This window comes from Rhodococcus sp. Leaf225 (assembly GCF_001426145.1).
Taxonomy (GTDB): Bacteria; Actinomycetota; Actinomycetes; order Mycobacteriales; family Mycobacteriaceae; genus Rhodococcoides.
On record NZ_LMRN01000021.1, the window covers coordinates 85,248 to 104,281 of the forward strand.

Below are 19,034 nucleotides of genomic sequence, written 5' to 3' on the forward strand. Positions count from 1 at the left end.
GGCCGGCGAACATCGCCTCGGACGCGCTGCGCTGCGCCTGTGCGATGGTGTCCGCGAGTGCCCGCCCCTCGTCGGTGAGGTCGAGGAGAACCGCGCGACGATCGGTGGCATCGGCGTGCCGTGCGACGTAGCCGGCCGACTCCAGCGCGTCGACGACATCGGTTGCCGATCGGGGTGCGATGCGCAACCGTTCCGCCAGATCTCCGGGCCGAAGTGGTCCCGCCGCGCCGGACAGCACGCGCAGTGCCCGTCCGTGTGAGGGCGAGAGTCCGAAAGGTTCGAGTGCGGCCATGTGGCGGCGCCGCATCGACCTGGCCACCATCATGACCAGATCGGCCGGGTCCTTCTCGTGGGAATGCACGGGACGATACTAGCGTTGCAGCGGTCGACCTCATAATGAGGTAACCTCAGTTCTACCCGATCAGGGAGGTCATATGCGTTCCTCCACCACACCGGCAAGGCCGGTGCAGTCCCCCGTGACATCTGCGGACCACCAACCCGCACCGCTCGGGCGCGTCGTCGCCCTCTTCCGGCCCTATCGCGGCCGGGTCGCCGCGGTGAGCGCGGTCATCACCCTCAGCGCCGTCGTGGCACTGGGATCGCCGCTGCTCCTGCGCGACATGCTCGATCACGCCATCCCGAACGCCGACGTCACGCTGGTGACGATCCTCGCGGCCGGCATGATCGCGATCGCCGTCGTCACCAGCTGTCTCGGCGTCGCCCAGACCTGGATGTCCAACAGCATCGGGCAGGCCCTGATGCATCAGCTCCGCGTGCAGGTCTACTCGCACCTGCAGCGTCAGTCGCTCGGCTTCTTCGCGCGCACCCGCACCGGCGAGGTGCAGTCGCGCATCGCCAACGACATCGGCGGCATGCAGTCCGTCGTCACCAACACGGCCACGTCGATCGCTCAGAACGCGACCACCGTCATGGCCACCGTCGTCGCGCTCTTCCTGCTCGACTGGAAACTGGCCCTCTTCTCGCTCGCCATCCTGCCGGTGTTCGTCCGCATCGCTCGGCGGGTCGGCGACGAGCGTCGCCGTATCTCCACCGTGCGGCAACGCCTGCTCAGCGATCTGTCCGTCCAGGTGGAGGAGTCGCTCTCGGTGAGCGGCATCCTGTTGGGCAAGACGACCGGCGCGTCGTCGGTCCTCACGAATCGGTTCACCGAACGCTCGTCCGAGGTCGCCGACGTCGAACTCCGCTCGATGATGGCGGGCAAGTGGCGCATGGCGACCATGTCGATCAGCTTCGCCGCGATGCCGGCCCTGGTCTACTGGTTCGCCGGCATCACCATCGGCAACGGCAGCGCGTTGACGGTGGGAACGCTGGTCGCGTTCACCACCCTCCAGACTCAGCTGTTCCGCCCCACGATGATGCTGCTCAACACCGGCGTCGAGGTGCAGAGCTCCCTGGCTCTGTTCGGCCGAGTCTTCGAGTACCTCGATCTCCCGGTGGACATCGACGAACCCGCCGTACCGACGCCGATCGATCCGACGGCCCGACGCGGTGAGGTGCGCTTCCGCCACGTGGGCTTCGACTATCCGGGTGCGGCACATCCGACGCTCACGGACATCGACCTCACGGTCCCCGCCGGGAGCACCCTGGCGATCGTGGGAGCGACCGGCGCCGGCAAGACGACACTCGGGTATCTGACGGCGCGGCTCTACGATCCGACGTCCGGGTCGGTCGAGGTCGACGGTGTCGATCTCCGCGATCTCTCGCTCGCCGACGTGTCCGCGACGGTCGGGGTGGTGTCGCAGGAGACCTATCTCTTCCACGACACGATCCGCGAGAACCTCCGCTTCGCGCGGCCCGACGCCACCGACGCGGACATCGAGAATGCCGCTCGCACAGCGCAGATCCACGATTTCATCGCCTCGCTCGACGACGGCTACGACACGATGGTGGGGGAGCGTGGCTACCGGTTCTCCGGCGGCGAGAAACAGCGCCTCGCCATCGCGCGCACCGTACTGCGCAACCCGCCCGTCCTCGTTCTGGACGAGGCCACCAGCGCTCTGGACACCACCACCGAACGTGCTCTGGCCGACGCTATCGACCAGCTCGAGCAGGACCGCACCACCATCGTGGTGGCCCACCGACTCTCCACCGTGCGGTCGGCCGATCGCATCGTGGTGCTCGATCACGGGCACGTCGTCGAATCGGGAACCCACGACGAGCTCGTCGCCCGCGGCGGTGCCTACGCCGCACTGCTGGCGGCGTCCGGCGACTCGCTGGTCACTGCCTGACCACTCCTCCTGTCAACCCCCGCGGCGCTTCTGTGGACGGCCGTCCACAGGTGCTCGCGGGCCCTTCTGTCCGCGGTGCGAGCGGCGCAGAGTCGGGTGCGCGGTCGGTACCGGATCGACCGCGAGAGGGGGGAACGATGTACGAGTCGTATCTGACCGTGGTGGGCACCGTCATCACCGATCCGATCAAGCGCACCACGCCGTCCGGCGACGAGGTGCTCAGCTTCCGCGTGGCCAGCAATTCGCGCCGCATGGACCGCGAGAGTGGGGAGTGGCAGGACGGGGACACGCTCTACGCCTCGGTCAGCTGCTGGCGACGTCTGGTGTCGGGGGTCGGAGCGTCGCTGATGAAGGGCGATTCGGTCATCGTCTTCGGGCAGGCGCACACCAACGAGTACACGACCAAGGAGGGCGTGGGCCGAGCCGATCTCGAGATCCGAGCCACCGCGGTGGGACCCGATCTCGCTCGGTGCCACGTCAGGGTGGACCGGCCGCGTCAGGCGGCCGAGCGGCAGGAGTCCGGCGAGACCGTCGCCGAGGCCGCGGTGGACACGGCCGAGCCCGAGCCGGTGCCGGTGGGCTGACCGCGAACGGTTTCACGGGCACCGGTCGGTCCCGGTAGACTTCCGCGTCGAGCACATCTCCCAGTTGTCGGCCCCGTCGTCGGCATCTCAGCCGGCGCGATCCGCCCGGCACACACGCTGGTGAGCACATCGAGAGGAACTCGTGGCGGAATTCATCTACACCATGAAGAAGGTGCGCAAGGCGCACGGCGACAAGGTCATTCTGGACGACGTGACGATGAGCTTCCTGCCGGGAGCGAAGATCGGCGTCGTCGGCCCCAACGGCGCCGGCAAGTCTTCGATCCTCAAGATCATGGCCGGGATCGACCAGCCCGGAAACGGTGAGGCGTTCCTCGCGCAGGGCGCCACCGTCGGCATCCTCATGCAGGAGCCCGAGCTCGACGAGAACAAGACGGTTCGCGAGAACGTCGAGGACGGTCTCGGCGAGACGATGGTCCAACTCAAGCGGTACAACGAGATCGCCGAGCTGATGGCCACCGACTACTCCGACGAGCTGATGGAGGAGATGGGCGAGCTGCAGGAGAAGCTCGACCACGCCGACGCGTGGGAGATCGACTCGCAGCTCGAGCAGGCCATGGACGCACTGCGCTGCCCGCCGCCGGACGAGGGTGTGACCCACCTGTCCGGTGGTGAGAAGCGTCGTGTGGCGTTGTGCAAGCTGCTGCTGAGCAAGCCGGACCTGCTGCTGCTCGACGAGCCCACCAACCACCTCGACGCCGAGTCGGTTCTCTGGCTCGAGCAGCATCTGGCCGCGTACCAGGGTGCCATCCTGGCCGTGACCCACGACCGGTACTTCCTCGATCACGTCGCGCAGTGGATCTGCGAGGTCGACCGTGGTCGCCTCTATCCCTACGAGGGCAACTACTCCACCTACCTGGAGAAGAAGGCCGAGCGTCTCGAGGTCCAGGGCAAGAAGGACCAGAAGCTGCAGAAGCGCCTCAAGGACGAACTCGCCTGGGTCCGCTCCGGCGCCAAGGCTCGCCAGGCCAAGAACAAGGCACGTCTCGATCGCTACGACGAGATGGCGGCCGAGGCCGACAAGATGCGCAAGCTCGACTTCGACGAGATCCAGATCCCCAACCCGCCGCGCCTCGGCGACGTCGTGGTCGAGGTCAAGAGCCTCGACAAGGGCTTCGACGGCCGCGTGCTGATCAAGGACCTGTCGTTCACGCTTCCGCGGAACGGCATCGTCGGTGTCATCGGCCCCAACGGCGTCGGAAAGACCACGCTCTTCAAGACCATCGTCGGTCTCGAGGAGCCGGACGGCGGCGAGGTCAAGATCGGTCAGACGGTCAAGCTGAGCTACGTCGACCAGAACCGATCCGGCATCGATCCCGCCAAGACCGTGTGGGAGACCGTGTCCGACGGCCTGGACTTCATCACCATCGGTACGCAGGAGTTCCCGTCGCGGGCGTACATCAGCTCCTTCGGGTTCAAGGGTCACGACCAGCAGAAGGCGGCCGGAGTCCTGTCCGGTGGCGAGCGCAACCGCCTCAACCTGGCGATGACGCTCAAGCAGGGCGGCAACCTGATCCTGCTCGACGAGCCCACCAACGACCTGGACGTCGAGACGCTCGGTTCGCTCGAGAACGCCCTCGAGGAGTTCCCCGGCTGCGCCGTCGTGATCTCGCACGACCGGTGGTTCCTCGACCGGACGTGCACGCACATTCTGGCGTGGGAAGGTGGCTTCGGCGACAACGAGGCCGCTTGGTACTGGTACGAGGGCAACTTCGAGGGCTACGAGGCCAACAAGGTCGAGCGACTCGGTCCCGACGCCGCGCGCCCGCACCGCGTCACGCACCGGAAGCTCACGCGCGACTGAAATGTACTGGTAAGTAACCTATTTTCATCGCACGCCACGTCACCGCGGTGTTCGGCTCCCGGCCTCGCGAGGCTAGGGTCGGGAGCCGAACCCCACGGACAACGTCGCCCCGACCGGTGGATCCGCCGCTCGTGGTGATCGAAAGGCGACAGCGATGACTTCAGCGGGAGAGCACTCCGAGGCGGCAACGGCGCCGAACTCGGTGCTCGATCGGGCGGACGACCTCCGCGCGGTGTACTTCGGGCACGTCGATCTGGACGTGTTGCGGACCACCACGGGAGCCGACCCGACCGCGGTGGTGCACCGACATCTCGAGCTCGCCGAGCGTCGTGATCCCGGCGTCGCCTCTCTCGCCCTGCACCGCGGACCCGACAGCACCGTCGGCGTGGCCCTGCAGATCGTCACCGACGACATGCCGATGCTGGTCGAGTCGGTCACCGCCTGGCTCACCGGAGCCGGCATCGCGGTCGTCGAGGTGGTGCACCCGATCCTGCGCGTCGTGCGCGACGAGTCCGGCACGCTCCTCTCCATCCGAGGCGGAGCCACCCCGTCCGACGTCGAGACCGGCGATCTCGCGGACGGCAGCATCCTCGAATCGTGGATCCACGTGGCCCTGCACCCCGCGGCGAGCGAGGAGGCCTTCGCCTCGCTCGAGAGCTCGCTGGCCGACGTGCTCGCCGACGTCCGTCGCGTCGTCGACGACACCGAGGCCATGCAGCGTCGCCAGCTGCAGCTGGCCGATCGTCTGGAACGACCACGCCGCGGAGACGCGGACGGAACCGAGTCCGTCACCCCCGAGGCGCGGCACGACGCCGCCCGCCTGCTGCGGTGGTTGTCCGAAGGCAACTTCCGCGTGCTCGGCAGCCGCCGGTACACCGCGACGGAGGCGGGTCTCGAACCCGTCGCCGAGTCCGCGCTGGGTATCCTGCGATCCGACGATCCGGGCGCCGTCGCGGGCTTCGACCTGCCGATCGACCGAGTGGTCGCTCGCGAGGACCTTCTCGTGCTCACCCGCGCATCGAGCTCCACGTCGGTGCACCGCGCCGTGCACCCCTACTTCGTCGGTGTCCACGACCTGGACGACGAGGGAAACACGGTGGGAGAGCACCGGTTCACGGGGCTGTTCACCATCTCCGCACTGCACGGCAACGTCCTCGACATCCCGGTCGTGGGTGATCGCGTGCGCACCGTCATCGAGCGCGCCGGGCACACCCTGTCGTCGTACTCCGGCCAGGCCATGCTCGAGTCGATCCAGTCCTTCCCGCGCACCGAACTCTTCTCGGCGGACAGCAGGTCGCTCTTCGACACCATCTCGGCCGTGGAGCGCAGTGCCCTGCGCCGCGAGGTGCTGCTCTTCCTGCGCCGCGACGGGTACGGCCGGTTCGTGTCGGCGCTGGTCTACCTTCCGCGCGACTCCTACACCACCCGCCTGCGTCTCGAGACCCGCAGGATCCTGCTGCACGAGCTCGGCGGTACCGACGTCGAGTACGAGGCACGCGTCTCGGACAGCCCACTCGCGTTGGTGCACTTCACTGTTCGCTTCGACGGACAGAGCGCGGACGCCGTCGACGTCACGGACGCCAACCGCGACCGCATCAGGGCCCTGATCGCCGACGCCACCCGCACGTGGGACGACGCTCTGCGTGAGGCGGCCGCGGCCGACCGGTCGGTGTCGCCCGACAACGCGGCGCGCTATGCCGTCGCCTTCCCCGAGGCCTACAAGCAGGATTTCGACGCGGACCGGGCGCTCGTCGACATCGCTCGACTCGACGCGCTCGTCGGCGACGACATCGACATGTGCCTGTACCGCCTGCGCGACGCCGAGGCGGGTCACTGGCGTTTCTCCCTCTACGTGACCGGCAGCGAGGTCTCGCTGAGCCAGGTGCTGCCCGTCCTCCAGAGCCTCGGTGTGGAGGTGGTCGACGAGCGGCCGTACGCCGTGGTGCGCAAGGACGGAACGCGCTGCTGGATCTACGATTTCGGCCTGTCCGCGGAGCCCGAGGTCATCGAGGGCGCCGAGAACCAGACGAGTGTGGTCAGCCGACGATTCACCGACGCGTTCGCTGCCGTGTGGAACGGCCACGCGGAGGCCGACCGCTTCAACGAACTGGTTCTGCGGGCCGGTCTCGAGTGGCGCCGCGCGGTGGTGCTGCGGGCGTACGCGAAGTACCTGCGCCAGGCCGCATTCCCTTTCAGCCAGACCGGCATCGAGGGTGTTCTCCTCGCCAACCCGGTGACGGCTCGACTGATCGTCGACCTGTTCGACGCGCAGTTCGATCCCGCCTCGGCGTCCGAGGAGCGTGCCGACGAGATCGCGTCGGAGCTCGCCGAACTGATCGATCAGGTGGTCAGCCTCGACGCCGACAGGGTGCTGCGTGCCCTGTTCACCCTCGTGCGAGCGACGCTGCGCACCAACCACTTCGTCGTCGACGAGCAGGGTCGCGAGCGCGATTTCCTGTCCCTGAAGTTCGACCCTCGCGGCATCGACGTGCTGCCCAAGCCGCGCCCGCGTTTCGAGATCTTCGTGTACTCGCCGCGCGTCGAGGGCGTGCACCTGCGCTTCGGCACGGTCGCGCGCGGTGGTCTCCGCTGGTCCGACCGGCGCGAGGACTTCCGCACCGAGGTGCTCGGACTGGCCAAGGCGCAGGCCGTCAAGAACGCGGTCATCGTGCCGGTGGGGGCGAAGGGCGGCTTCGTCGTCAAGCAGCCGCCGTCTCCGACCGGCGATGCTGCGACCGACCGCTCCGCGACCACCGCCGAGGGGAGAGCCTGCTACCGCATGTTCATCGCGGGGCTGCTGGACGTCACCGACAACCTCGACCGTGCCACCCGCGCCGCGATCCCACCGCAGCGCGTGGTGCGACGTGACGACGACGACTCGTACCTCGTGGTGGCGGCGGACAAGGGCACTGCCACGTTCTCCGATCTCGCGAACGAGGTGTCCGCCGAGTACGGCTTCTGGCTCGGCGACGCCTTCGCCTCGGGCGGGTCGGTGGGGTACGACCACAAGGCGATGGGCATCACCGCCAAGGGTGCCTGGGAGAGCGTGAAGCGTCACTTCCGCGAGTACGGCATCGACACGCAGTCCGACGAGATCACCGTGGTCGGTATCGGTGACATGAGTGGCGACGTGTTCGGCAACGGGATGCTGCTCAGTGAACATCTCCGCATCGTCGCCGCGTTCGACCACCGGCACATCTTCCTGGATCCCGCACCCGACGCGGCCGCCTCCTTCGCGGAGCGACGGCGACTGTTCGAACTGCCGCGCTCGTCGTGGGCGGATTACGACACCTCCCTGATCAGCAGGGGTGGCGGAGTACACGAACGCACCGTGAAGTCGGTACCGGTCAGCGCCGAGGTGCGCGCGGCTCTCGGACTGGCGGACGACGTCACCGCCCTGTCACCGCCCGAACTGATGCGCGCCATCCTCACGGCGCCGGTGGACCTGCTGTGGAACGGCGGCATCGGCACCTACGTGAAGTCGCGCACCGAGAGCGATGCCGACGTGGGAGACAAGGCCAACGACCCGGTGCGCGTGAACGGCGCGGACCTGCGGGCGCGCGTGGTCGGAGAGGGCGGCAACCTCGGGGTGACCGCGCTCGGCCGCATCGAGTACAGCGCCGCGGGCGGCAAGATCAACACCGACGCCGTGGACAACTCCGCCGGCGTCGACTGTTCCGATCACGAGGTCAACATCAAGATCCTGCTCGATTCCACCGTGACGTCGGGTGACCTGGCCGCGGAGGACCGGGAGTCCCTGCTGGCCTCCATGACGGACGAGGTGGGCGCCCTCGTTCTCGAGGACAACGTCGCGCAGAACGAGCTGCTGGGTGTCTCACGGGCACACGCCCCCGAACTGCTGGGCGTCCACGCTCGACTGATCGCCGACCTGGTGGCGTCGGGCCGGGTGGACAGGTCGCTCGACGCGCTGCCGACGAAGTCGGAGATCTCGCGACGCCTGCAGAACGGGCTGGGTCTCACCTCGCCCGAGCTGTCGACTCTCATGGCTCACGTGAAGTTGGCGCTGCAGGAAGACCTGCTGGCATCGGATCTGCCGGACAACGACGTGTTGGCCCCGCTCATGACGGACTACTTCCCGACGCCGTTGCGCGAACGTTTCGCCGGTGCCATCAAGGCGCATCCGCTGCGCCGGGAGATCGTGGCCACGCGGGTGGCGAACGAGACGGTCGACCACGGCGGCATCACCTACGCCTTCCGCCTCGCGGAGGACTCGGGAGTCGGGAGCACGGACGCGGCGCGAGCGTTCGCGGCGACGAGCGAGATCTTCGGTCTGCACGACATCTGGGCCGCGATCGCCGCGGCCGACATGCCCACGGACGCGTCCGACGAACTGGTGCTCGAGTCTCGTCGCCTCCTCGACCGAGGATCCCGCTGGCTGTTGTCGAACCGGCCGCAGCCCATCGCTGTCGGTGCCGAGATCACGAGGTTCGCGCGCAAGGTGCGGATCCTGGAATCGCAGCTCCCGACCTGGCTGAAGGGTCGGCAGGCACGCAGCGGACTCGACCGTGCCACGTCCGCCATCGAGAAGGGCGCGCCGGAAGAGCTCGCGCACAGAGTGTTCCGGCTCCTCGACGTGTTCTGCCTGCTCGACGTCATCGAGACGGCGGACATCGCGAACGAGGACGACGAGGTGATGGCGAGCCTCTACTACGCCCTCAGCGAGCACCTCGGCATCGACTGGCTGCTGTCTGCGGTGTCCACGCTCGAACGCGGCGACCGCTGGCACTCCCTGGCGCGGTTGGCGTTGCGGGACGACCTGTACTCGTCGCTGCGTGCCCTCACGCTCGACGTGACGGGCGGCGGCGAACCGGGGGAGACGGCGGACGAGATGATCGCCGACTGGGAGTCCACCAATGCCTCCCGGCTCGCTCGTGCCCGAGCGGCCCTCACGGAGATCGGCGAGTCCGGAACGCTGGATCTGGCGACGCTCTCGGTGGCGGCGCGGCAGATCCGCAGCATGGTACGAGGGGCGGGTGCGCGGACCGACGTCTCGCGTTGACCACGCCCGGGGGACGGACGTGCCCGGCCCGGCGCCGCGCCGAGCCGGATAGGTTGGGGGCGTGACAGACGACGAGCTCATCGGCTTCCACTGCCCCGTCGAGGTGCGCTGGTCGGACATGGACGTGTACCAGCACATCAACCACGCACGCATGGTGACGCTGCTGGAGGAGGCCCGCATCCCGTGGCTCATGGCCGACGGTGTTCCCACCGCGACCCTGCGGAACAGTGCGGTGATCGCCGACCTGCACGTGCGCTACCGCGGCCAATTGCGCCACGAGGACACGCCTCTCGACGTGTTCATGTGGGTGGAGCAGTTGCGGGCCGTCGACTTCACGGCGGGATACGAGGTGCGCCCGCACGGCGCACCGATGAGTACTCCGCCGGCCATCGTGGCGTCGACGCAGATCGCAGCCTTCGACATCGACACCCAGCGCCTGCGCCGGCTGTCCGGCGACGAGCGCGAGTACCTGCAGCGCTGGCAGCGGCCGTGACGGGTGCACTGGCCGAGCGGTCGGTGACCGTCCCGGACGCGCGGGACCGGGACGATCTGTCGACCTTCCTGACCCACGCCGCGCGGCTCGACCCGGGCGCGGTGGTGCGCCTCCGGCGCCGCGGTGACAGTCACGTGGTCGCGTGGATCGAGACCGGATTCGACGTCCTCGCCGCCCGCGTGATCCGCGCCCGGGTGCTGCCGTCGGACGTCACCGTGGCCGCGGACGGGCTCCTCTCGGCGATGCGATCCGCCGGACCTGCACCGTTCGATCCCGGCTTCGGCATGGACTCCGCCTGGCGCGGCCCGGTGCCGCCGGACGCCGGGTGGACCCATGTGGACGACGTCCCCGGTCCGGTGTTCGTGGAGCTGGCCGAGCGTGGTGTCGCCCTGGCCCGCGAACACGGAACCGATCACGGCCCGCCCGTGTCGCTGCTCGATCAGGACGTGGTGACCGTCGAGGCCGACGGCGAGGCGGTGCCCGTGTCGATGCGCATGATCTTCGCGCTCAACGCCATGAAATTCGTGCCCACGGTGTCCGACTCGTCGCGGAGTGCGGACGACGCGCGCGTCCGGGTGCGAATCGCTCGGTCGTGGATCCGGCTCGACGCCCGCTACGGATCGGTGTTCCGCAGCCGGGGCGCCACGATCCCGCTCATGGTGTCCTGATCGACCCGCACCGCGACTCGTTCAGACGAGCCAGGCCGCCGCGTCGGCCGGAAGCAGCCCGTCCTGCAGCGGTGCGCTGGCGAGCAGCAGCGCTCCCGGCGGCAGGGTGATGGGCTCGGACGTGGTGTTCAGAGCGCAGATGACGCCGCCGCGGCGCCGGAACGCCAGACACCCGGGAGGGCTCCCGTACCACTCGACTCCGGGCTCGCTGAACTCCGGACGCGCGGCCCGCAGGCTCAACGCCGTCCGATAGAGGCTCAGCATGGAGTCCACGTCCTCGAGTTGGCTCTCCACGGTCAGCGGGGCCCACTCGGCGGGAATCGGCAACCAGGTCTCCCGCGCCGTCGAGAATCCGAACGGCGGCTCGGTGCCCTCCCACGGCAGCGGGACGCGGCACGCGTCTCGTCCGCGTTCCTGGCCGCCGGATCGGAACCAGGCGGGATCCTGCAGAGCGGAGTCGGGGAGGTCCGCGTTGGGCAGCCCGAGCTCGGAGCCGTTGTAGACGAACACGACACCGGGGAGCGCCAGCAGGACAAGGGCCATCGCGCGTGCGCGCTGCAGACCCTGCTCACCTCCGCCGTACCGGGTGACCTCGCGGTCGACGTCGTGGTTGGACAGGGTCCACGTCGGCGTGCCGCCGACACGGTCGACCGCGTCGAGCGAGTTGTCGACGGCGTCCCTGATGGCCGAGGCGTCGAACGCGGACTCGGCCAGCCGGAAGTTGAAGCCCAGGGTGAGCTCGTCGGGACGGATGTAGCGACTGAAGCGTTCGTTGTCCTGGACCCACACCTCGCCGACCGTCATCGCGCCGTCGTACTCGTCCACGACCCGGCGGATGGCGCGGTGGATCTCGTGCACCCCGTCGTCGTCGAAACGGGGGTCCCCGTCCTCGTTGCGCATCAGCTCGTTCACGGACAGATCCATGTCCGGGAGATCCGCCGGCTTGGCCATGCCGTGGGCCACGTCGATGCGGAACCCGTCGACACCGCGGTCGAGCCAGAACCGGATCGTCGCCTCCAGGTCTGCGAGCACCTCGGGTTCGGTCCAGTTCAGATCCGGCTGCTCGGGCGCGAAGATGTGGAGGTACCACTGACCGGGTGTGCCGTCCGCCTCGGTGACGCGGTGCCACGCGGGACCGCCGAAGATGCTGGGCCAGTTGTTCGGCGGCTCGGAGCCGTCGCCCTTGCCGTCCCGGAACACGTAGCGGGCCCGCTCCGGGCTCCCGGGCGCCGCGGCCAGAGCGGCCCGGAACCATTCGTGCTGATCGCTCGTGTGGTTCGGCACCAGGTCCATCGTGACCTTCATGCCCCGCGCGTGCGCCTCCGTCACCACGGCGTCCATCGTCTCGAGAGATCCGAACAGCGGATCGATGTCGCGGGGATCGGACACGTCGTATCCGTGGTCGACCATCGGCGACCGCATCACCGGACTGAGCCAGAGTGCATCGACGCCGAGCAGTTCCAGGTATCCGAGCTTGTCCCGGATGCCACCCAGATCACCGATCCCGTCGCCGTCGGAGTCCGCGAACGAGCGGGGGTAGATCTGGTAGAAGACGGCGTCGGACCACCAGGGGGCCGGGGCGGACGGGCCGTCGGTGGGGGACGGGCCGGCGGACGCGTCGATCGGAGTGCTCACAGGCGCAATAGTGCCAAAGGCCGAGCCGCGAGGGGCGGTGCGCCCGTCACCACGACCCCTCCGGCCTGCCCGGCTTCTCGTTGCGACCGGCCTCCGGCCTGCCCGGCTCCCACGAGAATCACCACGCGTCCGCTGTTCATGCCATGGGAAGGTCAAGAAAATCGGAACGATCGGCGTGAAAACTACCCAAAGTTTGTTTGGTGGGGTATTTTCAGGCGGAACTTCAAGCGACGGTAAAGGAACCTCCATGACGACTCCTGTTTTCGAAGCCGTGAGTCTCGACTCCGTCGAGCTCCTGCCGGCTCCGATCGATCCTTCGTGGATCCTCGAGGGTGCTCCCGTCGCGCGCAGCGGTCAGTGGTCCTGCAGCCCGGACACCACCACGTCGTCGTGGGTCTGGGACTGCACCGCCGGCACCTTCAACTGGTACTTCGAGCAGGACGAGACCATTCACGTGATCGAGGGCGAGGTCGTCGTCCAGTCCGCGGGCAACGAGCCCCGCGTGCTCCGCGCCGGGGATGCCGCTCTGTTCTACGCCGGCACCTGGGCCGAGTGGCACGTGCCGCACTACGTGCGCAAGCACGCCATCCTGCGCCCGCACATCCCGCGTCCCCTGTGGTTCGCGATGCGTGTCGCCCGCAAGCTGCGGGGCAAGGGCCGCCCCGGCGCCCTCGGCTGAGCGCGCAGCACTACAACGGCGAGTTCACCATCGAGTTCGCCGCCATCTCGATGTAGTCGACGAACTGCTGTCGATGCACATCGTCCATCGTGTCCGAGTCGATCGACGCCAGGGCCGTGTGCATCGCGCGCAGCCAGGCGTCGCGCTCGAACGGCCCGATGACGAACGGCGAGTGCCGCATCCGCAGACGCGGGTGGCCGCGCTCGTCCGAGTAGCTACGCGGACCACCCCAGTACTGCTCGAGGAACATGCGCATCCGGCGCTCCGCCGGGCCCAGGTCCTCCTCCGGGTACAGCCGCCGCAGAATCTCGTCCCGCTCGACCTCGGCGTAGAAGCGCGCGGTCAGGGTGCGAAACGTCTCCGCACCGCCGACCGCGTCGTAGAAGGTCTGTGCCGGCTCGGTCATGGCTCCATTGTTCTCCACGATCACGTGCTCATACTCGGGGCGGGTCCGAAGGGCCGCCCGTTGGGGTAGGGCGCCGCGATGCCGGACTCGTCGAAGGCGTCCAGGATCTGACGATGCAACTGGCGCTGCACGGCCCACTGCCGGCCGGGTCGGACCTTGATGGTCAGGCGCAGCGTCACCGTGTCCGACGTGACGGCGTCGACGCCGAGCATCTGCGGGGCCTCGAGAATGTCCTCCTGGAACTCGCCACGCTCGATGGACTCGCGCGCCGTGCGCTCGGCCACCTCGCACGCGACGTCGATGTCGGCGGAATGACTGACGGGGAGGTCCAACACCGCGACGGCGTGACCCTGGCTCATGTTGCCGACACGCAGCACCTCGCCGTTGCGGACGTACCAGAGCGTCCCGGAGATGTCGCGGACCGTGGTGACCCGCAGGCCCACGGTCTCGACCGTGCCCGATGCCTCGCCGAGATCGACGATGTCGCCGACTCCGTACTGGTCCTCGAGCAGCATGAAGATGCCGGAGAGGAAGTCGCGGACGAGGTTCTGCGCGCCGAAACCGAGCGCGACACCCACGATGCCTGCGGACGCGATGAAGGGGGCGACGTTCACACCGACGATGGAGAGCGCGGAGAGCACGAACCAGACCAGGATGCCGACGGAGACCGCCGACTTGAGCACCGAACCGATGGTGCGGGCGCGCTGGTTGCGGCGCTCGTTCAGGATGGTGGTGGTGACGCCGGCGGGGGCACGTTCGCGCAGCGGCCTCAGCAGGGGCGGTTTACCCGCAGCGCTGCGACCCGCGCCGGGTGAGCGGCTGGTGAACCGGTCGATCATGCGGTGCAGGATGTAACGCAGAACCACGGCGAGCAGGGCGTACCCCAGAACCTGGAGCGGGCGTTGGATCAGCCAGTCGCGACCGGTGTCGGAGAGCGAGAGGGCGAGGACGTCGTTCGGGTCGAAGGAATACACCCGAAAAGTCTACGGATCTGCTCGGCGCACGCCACCTGTCACCACCCGTCTCGGCACCCACCCCGCCACCCGTGCGGGGGGACACCCGGAGTTCACCGCGTGGCCGTCGGCCGGACCTCGAATGAGCGTGCGAACGGCACCGATTCGTGATGCACTGTGGTTGGTCTTCACGTGCGGGCGGTGGCTGTCGCAAACCAGTGGTAGTCGCGCCGCGCGCAGTGGTCACTGGAGGTGGCATGAAGAAGAGCGGGACTGTCGCGAAGGTTCGGGCCGGGCATCGACAACTGTCGCCCACCGACGCCGTGCAGGGCGGCGCGTCGGGGGCGCGACCCCAGTCCGAACACCCTGTCGTCTTCGGCGGCGCGTCGTTGCACGCCGTCACCGATCACTCCGATCCGGCCGACGTCGACGGGCACCTCGATCACGAGGACGCCGTCCCCGCCTGGGTGAAGCGGCGCGTACTCCTCCTGAACGCCACGTTCGAACCACTCACCGCGCTGCCCATGCGGCGTGCCGTCGTCCTGCTGGTCTGCGAGAAGGCCGTCGTGGTGCACGACGACGACGACGGTCCCGTCGTCCACTCGGCGGACATCGCTCTGCAGGTGCCGTCGGTCATCCGCCTCCGCTCGTACGTGCGGGTGCCCTACCGGGCGCGCATCCCGATGACGCGGGCGGCTCTGATGCATCGGGACCGTTTCCGGTGCGCGTACTGCGGTTCCAAGGCCGAGACCATCGACCACGTGGTGCCGCGCAGTCGCGGCGGCGGTCACTCCTGGGAGAACTGCGTCGCGTGCTGCGCTTCCTGCAATCACCGCAAGGCGGACAAGATGCTCAGCGAGCTGGGGTGGACCCTGCGCGCCGCGCTGGTCCCGCCGAAGGGTCCGCACTGGCGACTGCTCGCGAGCATCAAGGAACTCGATCCCACCTGGCTGCCGTACCTGGGTGAGGGCGCGGCCTGACACCCGTCCACTAAGGTGATGGGCGTGAGCATCCTCGAAACCGCGCTGATCTTCGGACTGATTCCGTTGGCACTGTTCCTCGCGCTCTTCGTGTTCGCGAAGATCACGTCGACCGATCCCGCGCCGCGTCCCGCCCCCTACCGACTCGGGCAGCAGTGGGACCACGCCCCGGTGCTGTGGTCGGCCACGGACGAGGTGACGCCGTACTCGCAGCACGCTGCGCATTCGACACACGCCGAACTCACCGCGGGTTCGGCTTCGCTGGTAGGAGGCCGGGCAAGTGGCAAGTGGTGAACTCTCGACCCGTCGGATCGACGAGGAGAACCTTCCCGTCGGCCATGTGGTGACCGCGAGCGGTCGAGTCTCCGGTGTGCACCAGGTGGGCACCGTCAACCCCGACCTGTCCCCATTCGCGACCGACGAGCTGATCCAGCTCGACGAGTCGCTCGTCGAGGCCACCCGCCGTACGGGCATCCGCTTCAACGTGCTGGTCGGTGACCTCGGCCCCGACACCGCCGCGGGTGCGGACGCCGCTCTCGCGGGAACGCCCGAGGCCGAGTACTCGGTGCTCATCGCGGTCTCACCGAACCAGCGCGCCATCGAGGTTCGTTCCGGTCGAGGCGTCGCCCATCTCGTCGACGACCGCATCGCGCAGCTCGGTATCACCGCGGCCACGGGATCCTTCCGTGACGGCGACCTGATCGACGGCCTCGTCGCCGCCGTGCGCGTCATGAGCGCGGCGATCACCGGCCCGTCCGCCTGACACGGCGCCACCCCGGCACAGAGACAAGGGCCCATCATCCGCGAGGATGATGGGCCCTTGTCCGTGCCGAGTCAGGTGCGGTCAGGCACCGTCCGCCGCTCGAGCGGCGAGCGACCGCACCACGGACGCGCGACCCTCGACGACGAGGCGCGCGAGGGCCGGCGGGTGGTCGCCCGCGAGGAACTCGTCCGCCGCCGCCACCGACTGCTCACTGATGGACCAGGTCGGGTACAGACCGACGACGACGGTCTGCGCGACCTCGCTGGAACGACGTGCCCAGACATCGGAGATGGCGTCGAAGTAGCGGGAGACGAACGGCTCCAACAACTCTCCCTGGCCCGCACCGGGGAACGCGCCGATGATGGCACGCGCGGTGATGTTGGGTAGGGAGTCGTTGTCGATGACCGTGGTCCACGCCTCCTCCTTGACCGAGGCCTGCGGGCGGGCAGCTCGCGCCGCCGCCGCGTTGCGGGCACCGGCCGCGGTGTTGTCCTTCTCGGCCTCGGCGTCGATCACGGGTGTGTCGGACCCCGTGTCGATCGCGCCGCTGCGAGCCAGAGCGGTGACGAACCGCCAGCGCAGATCGGTGTCGACGGTGAGGCCGCCCAGATCCTGGCCGTCCACGTCTCCGTCGAGCAGCGCCTGCAGCACTGTCGTGTGGCGCTCGGCCAGCACGGACGAGGCCAGCGCGTTGACGTAGGCCAGCTGATGATCCGACCCACCGTCGGCCGCGCGCGCCAGCTCGAGGAGGCGGTCGGCGAACTCGGGCCATCCCGTGGACTGCGCCCACCCCGGCTCGGCGTAGCTGCCGAGCGCGGTCTGCGCCTGCAGCAGGAGCCGCTGCACGACTCCGACCTCGGTCTCGGAGGTGATGCCGCGCTGCACCAGTGCGACGAAGTCGCGTGCCTTCAGATCGGCCTGCCGGGTCATCTCCCACGCCGCCGACCACGCCAGGGTGCGGGGGAGCGACTCGGTGATGTCGCCGATGCGCGCGATGAGCGTCTCGAGCGAGGTCGGATCCAGCTGCAGCGAGCAGTACGTCAGGTCGTCGTCGTTGACGAGCACCAACCGACCGGCGGGCGTGCCCACCAGCGCGGGAACCTCGGTGCGCTCCTGCGGCTCGACGTCGAGCTCGACCCGCTGGGTGCGAGTGAGCGCGCCGGAGTCGTCACCGTCGTAGATGCCGACGGCGATGCGGTGCACGCGGCGCTCACCCTTGCCGGGTGCCGCGGCCCCCTGCACGACGGAGAAGGACGAGTAGTTGCCGTCGTCGTCGATCTCGAATTCCGGTGTCAGTGTGTTCAGGCCGGTGGTGCGCAGCCACTGATCACCCCAGTCCGAGAGGTCGCGACCGGACGAGGCCTCGAGAGCCGACAGCAGATCCGAGAAGGTCGCGTTGTCGAAGGCATGGTCGCGGAAGTAGCTGCGCAGACCCGCGAGGAAGTCCTCGAGCCCGACGTAGGCGACGAGCTGCTTGAGGACGCTGGCGCCCTTGGCATAGGTGATGCCGTCGAAGTTGACCTCGACTGCGGCGAGATCGGGAATGTCCGCGGCGATGGGGTGCGTCGACGGCAACTGGTCCTGGCGGTAGGCCCAGCTCTTCTCGACGTTCGCGAACGTGGTCCACGCGCTGGTGTACTCGGTGGCCTCCGACTGGCAGAGCACCGACGCGAACGTGGCGAAGGACTCGTTGAGCCACAGGTCGTCCCACCACCGCATGGTCACGAGATCGCCGAACCACATGTGGGCCATCTCGTGCAGCACGGTCTCGGCGCGGCGCTCGTAGGAGTAGCGCGTCACCTTGGACCGGAAGACGTAGTCCTCCAGGAAGGTCACCGCGCCGGCGTTCTCCATCGCGCCCGCGTTGAACTCGGGCACGAACAGCTGGTCGTACTTGCCGAAGGCGTACGGGACACCGAAGTTACGGTGGTAGAACTCGAAGCCCTGCTTGGTCTCGGTGAAGAGGCGATCGGCGTCCATGTACTCCGACAGCGATGCGCGGCAGTAGATTCCGAGCGGAATGGTGCCGTGGTCGTCCGAGTAGGAATCGGTCCACTGCGCGTACGGGCCGGCGATGAGCGCGACGAGGTAGGTGCTCATCACGGGAGTCGTCTCGAACACGTGCGTCGTGGCACCGGACGCCTCGGAGGTCTCCGCGGCAGCCGCGTTGGAGATGACGGCCCAGTCCTTCGGTGCCGTCACCGTCACGTCGAAGGTCGCTTTGAGATCCGGCTGGTCGAAGCACGCGAACATGCGCTTGGCGTCCGCGGTCTCGAACTGGCTGTACAGGTAGACGGAGCCGTCCGACGGATCGACGAAGCGGTGCAGGCCCTCACCGGTATGGGAGTAGACGCACTCCGCGACCACGGTGAGCTCGTTGTGCTCCGCGAGGTCGGTGAGCGCGATGCCCGTCGACTCGTCGTAGGAGGAGACGTCGACGTCGGTTCCGTTGAGCGTCGCGGAGCTCACCGAGGCGGCGACGATGTCGACGACACTGGAGGCTCCGGCGGTCGCGTCGAAGGTGACGGTGGTGGTCGAGGAGAAGGTCTTCTCGCCCGGGCCACCGGCTCCGTCCGTCAGGTCGAGAGTGATGGAGTAGTGCGTGACCGTGAGCAGCGAGGACCGTTCCTCTGCCTGGTCCCTGGTCAAATTGGGGGCAACCACGTGCACCCTTTCTGTCGATTTCTTCTGCCACCGCCGAACTGCGGTCGCGGCTGTGTCCATCCCATCATGACGCCGGTCGCCGCGGGCGGGTAGAACAGGTGTGCAGAGTTCGTGTCAC

Annotated in this window: 15 protein-coding genes; 10 read left to right on the plus strand and 5 right to left on the minus strand. The window is 68.5% G+C overall.

Annotated features, from left to right (window positions below; translation table 11 throughout):
• The coding region (locus ASG69_RS15545) for a MarR family winged helix-turn-helix transcriptional regulator (RefSeq protein WP_056695820.1) at positions 1 to 361 on the minus strand (361 nt) is incomplete at its 3' end.
• 73 nt (positions 362 to 434) lie between these two features.
• Here ASG69_RS15545 and ASG69_RS15550 point away from each other — a divergent pair.
• The 6 genes from ASG69_RS15550 to ASG69_RS15575 all read left to right on the plus strand — a co-directional run bounded on the left by ASG69_RS15550 (position 435) and on the right by ASG69_RS15575 (position 10,836).
• Positions 435 to 2,249: an ABC transporter ATP-binding protein gene (locus ASG69_RS15550; RefSeq protein ID WP_082544543.1), complete on the plus strand. Its 1,815-nt coding sequence runs from the start codon at positions 435 to 437 to the stop codon at positions 2,247 to 2,249.
• A 137-nt stretch (positions 2,250 to 2,386) separates the two neighbouring features.
• Complete coding sequence (gene ssb / locus ASG69_RS15555) at positions 2,387 to 2,833, plus strand: single-stranded DNA-binding protein (RefSeq protein WP_056445933.1); 447 nt, start codon at positions 2,387 to 2,389, stop codon at positions 2,831 to 2,833.
• A gap of 142 nt (positions 2,834 to 2,975) precedes the next feature.
• Positions 2,976 to 4,655 carry an energy-dependent translational throttle protein EttA gene (ettA, locus tag ASG69_RS15560; protein WP_027505632.1) on the plus strand — a complete coding sequence of 560 codons (1,680 nt, stop codon included), beginning with the start codon at positions 2,976 to 2,978 and terminating at the stop codon, positions 4,653 to 4,655.
• 154 nt (positions 4,656 to 4,809) lie between these two features.
• Positions 4,810 to 9,675: an NAD-glutamate dehydrogenase gene (locus ASG69_RS15565; RefSeq protein WP_056445930.1), complete on the plus strand. Its 4,866-nt coding sequence runs from the start codon at positions 4,810 to 4,812 to the stop codon at positions 9,673 to 9,675.
• 61 nt (positions 9,676 to 9,736) lie between these two features.
• Positions 9,737 to 10,168 (plus strand): acyl-CoA thioesterase, encoded by a 432-nt coding sequence (locus tag ASG69_RS15570; RefSeq protein WP_027505634.1) that lies wholly within the window; start codon positions 9,737 to 9,739, stop codon positions 10,166 to 10,168.
• A complete protein-coding gene (locus tag ASG69_RS15575; protein WP_374198289.1) occupies positions 10,165 to 10,836 on the plus strand; it encodes a hypothetical protein in 672 nt (223 codons plus the stop codon). The genes ASG69_RS15570 and ASG69_RS15575 overlap by 4 nt, the downstream gene beginning before the upstream one ends.
• Before the next feature lie 21 nt (positions 10,837 to 10,857).
• On the opposite strand, the gene ASG69_RS15580 is transcribed toward ASG69_RS15575, so the two are convergent.
• Positions 10,858 to 12,471 (minus strand): glycoside hydrolase family 13 protein, encoded by a 1,614-nt coding sequence (locus ASG69_RS15580; protein WP_056445927.1) that lies wholly within the window; start codon positions 12,469 to 12,471, stop codon positions 10,858 to 10,860.
• Between the two features lie 247 nt (positions 12,472 to 12,718).
• On the opposite strand from ASG69_RS15580, the gene ASG69_RS15585 reads away from it, so the two are divergent.
• Entirely contained in the window at positions 12,719 to 13,150 is a 432-nt protein-coding gene (locus tag ASG69_RS15585) for a cupin domain-containing protein (protein ID WP_027505637.1), read from the plus strand.
• Between the two features lie 10 nt (positions 13,151 to 13,160).
• On the opposite strand, the gene ASG69_RS15590 is transcribed toward ASG69_RS15585, so the two are convergent.
• A complete protein-coding gene (locus tag ASG69_RS15590) occupies positions 13,161 to 13,556 on the minus strand; it encodes a globin (protein WP_056446361.1) in 396 nt (131 codons plus the stop codon).
• 20 nt (positions 13,557 to 13,576) lie between these two features.
• Complete coding sequence (locus tag ASG69_RS15595) at positions 13,577 to 14,530, minus strand: mechanosensitive ion channel family protein (protein WP_027505639.1); 954 nt, start codon at positions 14,528 to 14,530, stop codon at positions 13,577 to 13,579.
• Positions 14,531 to 14,766: 236 nt separating this feature from the next.
• On the opposite strand from ASG69_RS15595, the gene ASG69_RS15600 reads away from it, so the two are divergent.
• From ASG69_RS15600 to ASG69_RS15610, 3 genes are read left to right on the plus strand one after another with little or no spacing between them, the layout of a single operon-like run.
• Positions 14,767 to 15,489, plus strand: a complete 723-nt coding sequence (locus ASG69_RS15600) for an HNH endonuclease (RefSeq protein WP_231476311.1) — start codon at positions 14,767 to 14,769, stop codon at positions 15,487 to 15,489.
• Between the two features lie 18 nt (positions 15,490 to 15,507).
• Positions 15,508 to 15,783 carry an aa3-type cytochrome oxidase subunit CtaJ gene (gene ctaJ, locus ASG69_RS15605; protein ID WP_261769336.1) on the plus strand — a complete coding sequence of 92 codons (276 nt, stop codon included), beginning with the start codon at positions 15,508 to 15,510 and terminating at the stop codon, positions 15,781 to 15,783.
• Positions 15,770 to 16,252, plus strand: coding sequence for a DUF5130 family protein (locus ASG69_RS15610; RefSeq protein WP_056445924.1), 483 nt, complete (start codon positions 15,770 to 15,772; stop codon positions 16,250 to 16,252). The genes ctaJ and ASG69_RS15610 overlap by 14 nt, the downstream gene beginning before the upstream one ends.
• 81 nt (positions 16,253 to 16,333) lie before the next feature.
• On the opposite strand, the gene pepN is transcribed toward ASG69_RS15610, so the two are convergent.
• Entirely contained in the window at positions 16,334 to 18,916 is a 2,583-nt protein-coding gene (gene pepN, locus ASG69_RS15615) for an aminopeptidase N (protein ID WP_056445921.1), read from the minus strand.
• Positions 18,917 to 19,034 lie beyond the last annotated feature (118 nt).

Excerpts from the sequence above, each read along its gene's own strand:
- ASG69_RS15550 (WP_082544543.1), top strand. The coding sequence starts at position 435 with ATGCGTTCCTCCACCACACCGGCAAGGCCGGTGCAGTCCCCCGTGACA.
- ssb (WP_056445933.1), top strand. The coding sequence starts at position 2,387 with ATGTACGAGTCGTATCTGACCGTGGTGGGCACCGTCATCACCGATCCG.
- ASG69_RS15565 (WP_056445930.1), top strand. The coding sequence starts at position 4,810 with ATGACTTCAGCGGGAGAGCACTCCGAGGCGGCAACGGCGCCGAACTCG.
- ASG69_RS15585 (WP_027505637.1), top strand. The coding sequence starts at position 12,719 with ATGACGACTCCTGTTTTCGAAGCCGTGAGTCTCGACTCCGTCGAGCTC.
- ASG69_RS15590 (WP_056446361.1), bottom strand. The coding sequence starts at position 13,556 with ATGACCGAGCCGGCACAGACCTTCTACGACGCGGTCGGCGGTGCGGAG.
- ASG69_RS15600 (WP_231476311.1), top strand. The coding sequence starts at position 14,767 with ATGAAGAAGAGCGGGACTGTCGCGAAGGTTCGGGCCGGGCATCGACAA.
- ctaJ (WP_261769336.1), top strand. The coding sequence starts at position 15,508 with ATGGGCGTGAGCATCCTCGAAACCGCGCTGATCTTCGGACTGATTCCG.